This is a genomic window from Blautia sp. HCP3S3_D9 (genome assembly GCF_052063845.1).
Taxonomy (GTDB): domain Bacteria; phylum Bacillota; class Clostridia; order Lachnospirales; family Lachnospiraceae; genus Blautia_A.
Genome location: NZ_JBQHWS010000245.1, coordinates 1 through 2037 on the forward strand (window position 1 = coordinate 1; position 2037 = coordinate 2037).

Sequence of the window (2037 nt, forward strand, 5' to 3'; positions counted from 1 at the left end):
GTATTGATCAGGATGATACAAATCCCACGATTGATAAAATTACTGCTGCAGATGTGATTCTTTTTGCTACTCCGGTATATTGGTGGGGAATGTCTGCGCAGTTGAAACTTATCATTGATAAGTGCTACTGCCGCGGTTTGCAGCTGAAAAATAAAAAAGTTGGAACAATCGTTGTGGGAGGATCCCCGGTGGACAGTATCCAGTATGAGTTAATTGACAAACAGTTCGACTGCATGGCGAAATATCTTTCATGGGATATGATTTTCCAAAAATCATATTATGCAACAGCCAGTGATGAACTTGCAAAAAACAAGGATTCTATAAAAGAACTTGAAAATATTGGAAAAAACTTATAAAGCATATTTAAAGTTCCAGGTTTCAGGAAAGAAAAAAAATAAAAATAATGATGAAAGCATTTGTCAGGATGGCAGATGCTTTTTTTGTGCCTTTATTATGGGATTTAGGGGGTGAGCCGTATGGCAGGGAACAGAATCAAGGGGATCACTGTCGAGATTGGCGGCGATACCACGAAATTGCAGACTGCCCTGAAAGGGGTTAATACTGAGATCAGGAATACGCAGAGCCAGCTGAAGGATGTGGAGAAGCTTCTGAAGCTGGATCCGGGGAAGACCTTGCAACGACTTCTGATATTGTGACGGATGCGCTGACGGCTTTTGGGCTGACTGCAGGGGATTCGGGACATTTTGCAGATGTGCTGGCGGCCGCTTCCAGCAATGCCAATACCAATGTGTCCATGATGGGTGAGACGTTTAAGTACTGTGCGCCGGTTGCAGGGGCTTTGGGATTTTCGGTTGAAGATACTGCGGAAGCCATCGGTCTGATGGGGAATGCGGGTATCAAGGCTTCCCAGGCTGGTACTTCCATGCGTTCCATTATGACCAACCTGACCGGGGATGTGAAGCTGTCGGGTGCGGCGATCGGGGATGTGACCATTGCTACCACAAATGCGGATGGTTCCATGAGGAGCCTGTCTGCGATCCTGGCTGACTGCAGGGTGGTTTTTGGCGGAATGACTGAGGCAGAGAAGGCGAACAATGCGGAGGCACTGGTCGGAAAGAATGCCATGTCAGGTTTCCTGGCATTGATGAATGCGGCACCGGAGGATATTGCAAAGGTGTCCGGGGCGGTGAATAATTGCAGGGATGCCGCAAAGAACATGGCGGATACCATGCAGGATAATCTGGAAGGACAGCTGACTATTCTGAAGTCACAGCTTCAGGAGCTGGCGATTTCTTTCGGGGATCTGCTGATGCCTGCGGTACGGAGTATTGTTTCCGGACTGCAGGGGATGGTGGACGTGCTGAATGCCATGCCGGACGGGGTGAAGCAGGTAATTATGATTATTGCTTTGCTGAATACTACATATATGTGTTATCTGCAGTATAGCGTGTTTGATTATCCATGTGTTGGATTGGTATAATCCTTATATGGATTTTATTGGCCATGCTTCTTTTGTTCAGTATATGCTGTATTTTTCTGTGATTGTATTAGCATTTGTAGAATATTTTTGTCCTGCGAAGAAAAAGCATTAAATTATTGTGAAAAAAGAGTATAATGAGAGATAAACGCAGAATGAAAAATTATTGGAAGACGAGGTGTAGATATTATGTGGATACTTTATGCTGTTGGATCGGCATTTTTTGCGGGGGTCACTTCGATTTTGGCAAAAAGTGGAATTAAGAAAACAGATTCGAATGTAGCGACTGCTATACGTACCATTGTAGTATTTATATTTTCGTGGATTATGGTATTTGTAGTTGGAAGTCAGGCATCGATTAAAATGGTTGGACAGAAGACGTTATTGTTTTTAATTTTGTCAGGGCTGGCGACAGGAGCATCATGGTTATGTTATTTCCATGCATTGCAGATAGGAGATATTAATAAAGTTGTGCCTATTGATAAATCAACCTAGATTATTCGCGGAACAGCCGTGAAACCGGCTGAAAGCCGCATAGTTACTGTGTTTTAACAGTATATTGCTTTTCACCTATCAAGTGAATGAAAAAAGAGCATCCA

General features: G+C 43.7%; 1 protein-coding gene and 3 pseudogenes. All 4 read left to right on the forward strand.

Annotated features, from left to right (window positions below):
* Positions 1–356 (forward strand): flavodoxin family protein (locus tag ACTNES_RS20560; protein WP_441040544.1); only part of this gene is annotated, 356 nt, incomplete at its 5' end.
* Between the two features lie 120 nt (positions 357–476).
* A pseudogene (locus ACTNES_RS20565) lies at positions 477–632 on the forward strand (phage tail tape measure protein); the annotation flags it as partial.
* A pseudogene (locus ACTNES_RS20570) lies at positions 614–1375 on the forward strand (phage tail tape measure protein); the annotation flags it as partial. The pseudogenes ACTNES_RS20565 and ACTNES_RS20570, both read left to right, overlap by 19 nt.
* Before the next feature lie 252 nt (positions 1376–1627).
* Positions 1628–1930 (forward strand): annotated as a pseudogene (locus tag ACTNES_RS20575) (EamA family transporter); the annotation flags it as partial.
* Positions 1931–2037 lie beyond the last annotated feature (107 nt).